Annotated in this window: 1 pseudogene; it reads left to right on the forward strand. The window is 65.9% G+C overall.

From position 1 onward, the window contains the following. Positions 1-252 (forward strand): annotated as a pseudogene (locus SB771_RS35880) (Tol-Pal system protein TolB); the annotation flags it as partial.

Genomic DNA, 252 nt, shown 5'->3' on the forward strand with positions numbered 1-252 from the left:
GACGCGGGCAGCACGCCGGTGCCGGAAACGGCGTCCGTCGACCTCGGCAGCTGGAAGGCCAAGGGCGCCAATGCGTTCGTGTCGGGCAGTGTGAACCGTCTGCCGAACGGCCAGTACGAAGTGCGCTTCAAGCTGTACGACACGGTCAAACAGGAAAGCCTCGGCGGCCTCGTCCTGGTGAGCCCGGAAAGCGGCTTGCGCATGAGCGCGCACAAGGTCGCGGACTACATCTACGCGAAGCTGATGGGCGGG

Source organism: Burkholderia sp. SIMBA_051 (assembly GCF_046534915.1).
Classification (GTDB): Bacteria; Pseudomonadota; Gammaproteobacteria; order Burkholderiales; family Burkholderiaceae; genus Burkholderia; species Burkholderia ambifaria.